The following is a 6805-nucleotide window of genomic DNA, read 5'->3' as shown; positions in this document are numbered from 1 at the left end:
AAGACTCAATCCCTCATTGCTGCACCGATGAATCTGATTACGTTCGTCCATCGACAACTGACTGTAGTGATTTCCCATGCCTACACCCTAACAAATCGGGGTGTTGCACTTCAGTCTAGAGCGCGCCAGAGGTATTTTCATACCTTGAAAATGGTAAATCCACTTAATTCCTGCGGCTTTGATAGAAAAAAATCATTTTTTCGGTAAAGTAAGCAGATACTCGACAGAAGTTCAGTGATGCAAGGCTGGGGCAGGACTGCCTTTCAATATTTCGTGCCCCTCGATTAAGGAAATGCCATGGAGAATTGGACGGGTAGCGGAGAAGCGCAGAAGGAGCTTCACGCAAAGCAGACTTTGCTGGACAACATGGGGGCACTGATCTTCAGCAAGGATCTGGAGCTGCGCTATACGTACGCCAACCAGAGCCTGTGCCGCCTGTATGGCGTCGAGCTGCCGGAGCTCATCGGTCATCAGGCGGACGAGTTCGTGGATGCGGAAACCAGCCAGAGGCTGCGCGCGGTGGATTGCAGGGTGATCATCCAGGGGGTGCCAGACCACATCACCTGTGCCTTCCGTTTCAGGCACTGCCCGGACGTTCATCATTACCTGACCTTGAAAGCACCCCTGAAGGATGTCCGCGGTGAGGTGATTGGTTTGTCTGGAGTGGCCGTCAATGTGACCGAGCAGGTCCTCAACGAAAAACGGCTTCACGAGCAATGGCAGCTGCTCGACACGGTGCTCACCCACATGCCCGGCCTGGTCTTCATGAAGGACCGGCAGCGTCGCTACCTGTACGCCAACCAGGCCGTCGCCGACCTGTTCAAACGTCCCCCGGAGGCGCTCATCGGCCATCGCGACGAGGAGCTCCTTCCCGCCGCCGCGGCGGCCCTTTTGCGGGAGCAGGATGAACGTACCCTGGCCAGCGGTATCCCTCAGGCCCATGAGTGTGAAATCCGGGATCCGGATGGCTGCCTGCGTGCCTTTCAGTGCGTTCACCTCATCGTTCCCCACGCAGACCAACCTGATCGCCTGCTGGGATTGTGCACCGAGACGACCGCTACCCGACAGGCCGAGAAACGCTTTCAGACCCTCTTCGATACCAGCACTGAACCGTTTTTTGTGGCGATCCGGAACAGGATCACGGACTGCAACAGGGCCGCCCTCCAGCTGCTCGGAGCGCAGAGCAAGTCACAAGTCCTTGGCCGCGGCGTACGCGCCCTTTCACCGCCCTTGCAGCCGGGCGGCGTGCCGTCGGCCAAATGTCTGGCGGAGATTGCCGACAAGGTCCAGCGGGACGGCACACTCAAGTTCGAATGGACCGTGCGCCGGCTTGACAACCGCATTGATGTCCCCGTGGAAGTGGTGATTACACTCACCGAACTGGATGGGCACACTGCGCTGTTCGCCGCCGTGCGGGATTTGAGCGAGCGCAAGGATTACGAAGAGCGCATCCATCATCTGGCCTACTTCGATACCCTGACGGGCCTGCCCAACCGCAGATTGTTCTTTGACCGTCTGGCCCAGTCCCTTGCCCAGAGCCAGCGCAGCGGGCAGCACGGCGCGCTGATCTATCTGGATCTGGACAATTTCAAACCCCTCAATGATTTTCATGGCCATGAGGCTGGCGATCAGTTGCTCAGGGAAGTGGCTGGCAGGTTGCTCCAGTGCGTGCGCCAGCAAGACACCGTGGCCCGCCTGGGAGGAGATGAATTTGTCGTGCTGCTGGGTCAGATCGAGGCAAAATATCCCCTCTCCCAGCAGACATCCACTCGCGATCATGCCATCCGGATTGCCGAACGAATCCGCGATGAACTCGCCCGGCCCTACCTCTTGTCTCTCCAGGAAGCCAGCGGAAAACCCTATGTCGTCGGCCACCAGTGCTCTGCCAGCCTCGGGGTCACCCTCTTTCCGCCCTGCGAACTCAGCGGTGAAGCCATGCTCCAGAGAGCGGACAAGGCGATGTACGCAGCCAAACACGCCGGACGCAACCGGATCTGCTTCGCTGACAGCGGGCAAACCCACTGATGCCCGGGCTCAAGCCAGCAACGACCGGGCTCCCCCCAGACACGCCAGCAGGGTCTCGAACAGAACAGTGTGCTCGACTGGCTTGGCCACAAAGGCGTTCATCCCGGCCTCCATGCAGTGCAGCCTGTCACCCTCATAGGCATTGGCCGTCATGGCAACGATGGGTACCTCGCCATACCCTGGGTGCATTCGAATGACACGAGCCGCCTGCAGGCCATCCATGCGGGGCATCTGCATGTCCATCAGGATCAGGTCGTAGCGCCGTTGCCGGGCTAGCTCGACGGCCTCCAGCCCATCGTTGGCCAGGTCCACCTGCAGCCCGGTATCCTCCAGAATGCAGCAGGCGATTTCCTGGTTGATCGGGTCATCCTCCACCAGCAACAGGCGGCTTCCGGAAAAATGCCGCTGCAACAGGGTTTCGGCGGAGTCCCGATCACTGCGTGTCAGCACTTCGGGCGGGGGCTGGCACCGCCTGAGCCGCGCCGTAAACCAGAAGGTACTGCCCTGGCCCTCCCGGCTGTCCACGCCCGCATCCCCTTGCATCAGTTGCGCAATCCGGCGGGTGATCGCCAGGCCGAGCCCTGTCCCGCCGAAGTGACGTGTCGTAGAGTTGTCGGCCTGTTCGAAATCCTGAAAAAGACGCGGCAGGACATCCGCTGGAATACCGATTCCTGTATCCCTGACCTCCATGCGTACCAGCACATCGAGGGGTGTTTCCTCCTGCACCAGGCAGACCAGCTGGATTGAACCGGTTTCGGTAAATTTGACTGCATTCGACAGGTAATTCAGCAGCGCCTGCTGCATGCGGGTTGCATCTCCCTTCAAGGGCAGGTGCTCCGCGCTCCCCTTGACGGACAGGGTGATTCCCTTCGCGGCCGCCTTGTCCTGGATGAGGGCCAGGGCGCTGTTCATCAGGGCGTTCAGATCCATGTCCTGTTCTTCGAGGGTCAGCTTGCCGGCTTCGATCTTGGACATATCCAGCACCGTATTGATGATCTCGAGCAGATGCTGGCCGGCCGCCTCGATCTTCCTCAGGCGCTCATCCTGTTCCGGCGTCACCCCGGAGCGCCTCAGCATGTAGAGCATGCCGCTGATGGCATTGAGCGGCGTCCTCACCTCATGGGAGATATTGGCGATGAAGGCATCCTTGGCCCGATTGGACGCGAGAGCCGCTTCCCGCTGACTGCGGATCCGGATCGCCCCTATCCCGTAGGACAGATTTGCCGCCAGCTCTTCCATCAAGGTGATCTCGTCAGAAGTGAACGCCTCGCCGTCACCCTCCAGCAAGGTCAGGACACCCAGCACCCCCTCCTGACCGATCAAGGGCAAAGCCAGACTCGTCTTGGCCGATACCGCGGCAGTTCCCTGCCCCGCAGCGGCCAAGCAGAGTGCACCCAATTCGGTCTGACCGGTGCGCAGCGCTGCCGCACTGGCCGCATCCGGAGCACCCTCCAGGGAAACCAGTGTGGCCAGGACTTCAGGAGTCCGGGCGGCCCGGGCCGTGGGCGCTCCAGACACCAGGCGGCCCTCCTGGGCCAGACGGATCCAGGCCAGGGAATACCCCCCCGTGTCAACGATCAGCGAACAGATATCGTCAAACAGATCGCCAAGATCCTCGTTGCGGGCCAGGGCCAGATTGCACTCGCTCAACAGCCGCAGGGCTCGGTTGAGGCGCTGCTGCTCCAGGACCGCCTTCTTGTGCTCGGTCACATCCTCGTAAATACCCAGAACACCGATGATGTCGCCCTGGGGGTCCCTGAGAGGCGCCTTTGAAGTGCTCAGCCAGACAGTGCGCCCGTCCGCCGTGGTCTGGCACTCCTCATAGGCCAGCCGCGACTGACCGGACTGAATCACCGCCTGATCGTCACGCTGGTAGCTGGACGCATGGGCGGCCCAGCCCAGTTCGGTGTCATCCCGACCGACCAGCGCATCTGCAGAGGACAGACCGGTGTCCTGCACGAACGCCGGATTGGCTCCCAGATAACGCAGATCCCTGTCCTTCCAGAAGACCCGGATCGGAGCCGTGTCGATCACGGTGCGGAGCAGCCCCTGGGACTCCTCAAGCGCCTCCCGGGCCAGACGATGCTGGGCCAGTTCCCGCATCAGCTTGAGGGTATTGTTGGAAAGGGTGGAGTAGATGGACAGGATGATGTCGATCAATACCCGGGTCGCTCCCCCCATCTGCTCCTTGGCCCAGGCCTTCGCCGCCTGGACATCCTGGCCCGCCTGACGGGCCCGGACCACGTAGGCCAGATAGCGATCCGACTCAAGAATGTGGGCGGCCAGCCAGCGGGCCAGGAAACCCAGGACCTCCTCCCCCAGTTCGATCAGGGGACGCGCCCCCAGGCTGCCCTTCATCCGTTCCACTTCCCGGACAAAATTGCAGTGGACCTCCCTGTGACTGATCTCGGCCCGATCTTCGGGCAGGTGGCGATGCCAGATGGCCTCCTCCGAGGCAAAGTGGTGGAGGGCATAGGCCGTCAGCTCATCGAAGACCTGCTCCAGCACCAGGTCATCCGCCTGGTAGGCCACGAACGCTGCGAGACGATTGAGCAGATCCACAAGCACCCGGTGCTGTTCGTCGATCTCAGCAATTCCGGTACAGAAATTGTCGTCCCAGGGAAATATGTCTATGGCGTTCATGTCGCGCATTCTGCCGGATATCGGACGGTCCCGGCATGACCAGCCCCGCAATATTTCCTGCCCGGCGCAGCTGTTCCACCCGCTCTGTTACGGATTTCACGGTCAGTGCAGAATCGGGCCGCGTCGGAGCACGGGCGCCGTCAACCGGAGCGCCCCCCGACAGAATGAGCTGCCGTGGGACACCCGCTTGCGCCCCCTCAGGAAACGCTGCGTCGATGGCGCCGCAATTCAGCGAGGGTGGCTGGTACAAGATGCTCCAGAACCTCCCCCATCGCCTCCCGCCAGTCCCGGGACATGCCCCGGGGAGCCAGGCCGAGGACATCCCAGGCGGCCCAATCGATGCTCGGCAGCTTGATGCGGGTCAGGACGGGCATCGCCCGGGCGCTGTCCCGCATGGACTCGAGACAATCCAGCACCTGGTCACGATCGGCCATGGACAACGAGCCAGCAGGCCGGATGCTCCGCTGCAGGATCCGCAGGATCTCTTCAGCACCATCATGGAGGTTGCCCAGCAGGGCTTCGGACAGGACCGAAGAGGTCAGGCAGGGTGCCGATGAACGGCTGCGGACGCGGGAAGGAAGGGTGCTGCGCATGAGTGGGGAAGTATTCATCTGGAAGGGAATGAACTTCCTTTTACCCGGCCAATATTGCAACTCGTCGCAATCCCCCCCTTGCCGCCCCTCCTGCCAGGTGCGGTCCGCCCTCAGTCGGGCAGGAGGCTCTCCACCACCAGCGGTGCGCTGCCCGCATCCGCATACCCGAGCCGATAGGCAGCCGCAAAGGAGAGATCTATGATCCTGCCAGGTACAAAGGGGCCCCGGTCGTTGACCCGCACCACGACCGATCGGCCGTTGGTCCTGTTGGTCACCCGGGCGTAGGAGGGAAGAGGCAGGGTTGGATGGGCAGCACTCATGGAAAACATATCGTAGAGGTCGCCGGTGGAGGTGGGCTTGCCATGATAGCGGCGACCATACCAGCTCCCGGTCCCCTCCTCCCGGAAGGGCCGCAACGCCGTAGCGGGAGTGAAGGTCCGTCCCTGCACCGTATAAGGCCTAAGGGTCCACTTGTTCAAGGGCTCCCGACGGGGGGTTGCATCGGGCAGGCGCTCCAGTACTGCCGGATCGAACTCAGCCGGGCCATCGTTCAGGTAATACCTGCCCCCACTACCTGGCCTCACGGAGGTGCTCCCCGAGCAGCCTGCCAGTGCGCACAGGACAAGCACCCGCACCAAGCCCCGGCCCTTCATTTCCCTGTCTCGCCATGTTCCGCTGCGGCAACGGCCGGCAGCAGCTTGCGGGTGTCCACCATCAGGGCTGTCAGATCGTCGTGGGGGGCCTGCCCGACCATGTGTTCATGCACCACCCTGCGCAGCTGATTGAAGCGCCGGGAAGCTGGAGCAGCGGCAAGCGCCATCTCCACTGGGGCTTCACCCAGGGGCTTCCCTTCCGGAGACTCAGCATCCGTCAGGCCATCGGAGCAGGCAAAGAACTGGCCCTCCCCCTCCCAGCGATGGAACACGGTGTGCGGCGGAGCCCCCCCCTCATCCAGTCCAAGAGGCAGATTCTCGGAGGTGAAGCGCCGAACGATCTGTCCTGCTTCATTGAGGAAAAGTGCCATCGGAATGCCCCCGTTCCATACCTCGAGCAGACGGTTCGCCTGATCGAAACAAAGGATCAAGGCGACCACGAAGCGCCCGGGGGGGGACTGGTCACGGACACTGGCGTTCATCCGCTCGGCGATCAGCCCCACCGGCAGGTTCTTGCGCACCATGGTGTAGAAAACCCGGTTGATCGGCAGCAGGTTGATCGCCGCCGGCAAGCCATGCCCCGTCGCATCCGCCAGCATCACGTAATAGCGGCCGTGGGGAGAACGGGCCGCCGCCACCAGATCTCCCCCCATCCGGTCCGCCGACTGCATCCAGTACTCCATCGCCGAGGCATCAAGACGGTCCGGGCGCATCATGCGGGTCATCAGCGACACCAGCAACTGCTTCTCCTCTTCGGACTCTTCCTTGTAGGGGTCGTCTCAGAAAACGGAAAATAAAGCACGCTAAGCCGGTGGCAGCGGTCGCAATGGCCTGAACTTCCCCGCACCGACCTTGGCACTGCTGCGCCATAGGTAATCGCCGGTCAGGTTG

5 protein-coding genes are annotated in these 6805 nt (G+C 62.0%); 1 reads left to right on the top strand and 4 read right to left on the bottom strand.

Annotated features, from left to right (window positions below):
* Positions 1–297 precede the first annotated feature (297 nt).
* Positions 298–2025, top strand: a complete 1728-nt coding sequence (locus tag PHD22_RS15735) for a sensor domain-containing diguanylate cyclase (protein ID WP_299868988.1) — start codon at positions 298–300, stop codon at positions 2023–2025.
* Positions 2026–2034: 9 nt separating this feature from the next.
* Here the strand turns inward: PHD22_RS15735 and PHD22_RS15730 are convergent, their stop codons facing one another.
* From PHD22_RS15730 to PHD22_RS15715, 4 genes are all read right to left on the bottom strand, one after another.
* Entirely contained in the window at positions 2035–4668 is a 2634-nt protein-coding gene (locus PHD22_RS15730; RefSeq protein WP_299868986.1) for a bacteriohemerythrin, read from the bottom strand.
* Between the two features lie 197 nt (positions 4669–4865).
* Positions 4866–5279, bottom strand: coding sequence for a hypothetical protein (locus PHD22_RS15725; RefSeq protein ID WP_299868984.1), 414 nt, complete (start codon positions 5277–5279; stop codon positions 4866–4868).
* A gap of 92 nt (positions 5280–5371) precedes the next feature.
* Positions 5372–5845: a septal ring lytic transglycosylase RlpA family protein gene (locus PHD22_RS15720; RefSeq protein WP_366520753.1), complete on the bottom strand. Its 474-nt coding sequence runs from the start codon at positions 5843–5845 to the stop codon at positions 5372–5374.
* A 65-nt stretch (positions 5846–5910) separates the two neighbouring features.
* The gene (locus PHD22_RS15715; RefSeq protein WP_299868991.1) at positions 5911–6639 is read right to left on the bottom strand and encodes a PP2C family protein-serine/threonine phosphatase; all 729 of its coding nucleotides are present in this window, start codon (positions 6637–6639) and stop codon (positions 5911–5913) included.
* Positions 6640–6805: the final 166 nt, after the last annotated feature.

Origin of the sequence: Zoogloea sp. (genome assembly GCF_028693495.1) — a bacterium.
Taxonomy (GTDB): domain Bacteria; phylum Pseudomonadota; class Gammaproteobacteria; order Burkholderiales; family Rhodocyclaceae; genus Zoogloea.
Note: the sequence above shows the minus strand (reverse complement) of the source record. Positions and strands in the feature narration are given on the sequence as shown.

Coding starts and splice junctions, on each gene's coding strand:
- PHD22_RS15730 (WP_299868986.1), bottom strand. CDS start 4,668: ATGAACGCCATAGACATATTTCCCTGGGACGACAATTTCTGTACCGGA.
- PHD22_RS15735 (WP_299868988.1), top strand. CDS start 298: ATGGAGAATTGGACGGGTAGCGGAGAAGCGCAGAAGGAGCTTCACGCA.
- PHD22_RS15725 (WP_299868984.1), bottom strand. CDS start 5,279: ATGAATACTTCCCCACTCATGCGCAGCACCCTTCCTTCCCGCGTCCGC.
- PHD22_RS15715 (WP_299868991.1), bottom strand. CDS start 6,639: ATGACCCGCATGATGCGCCCGGACCGTCTTGATGCCTCGGCGATGGAG.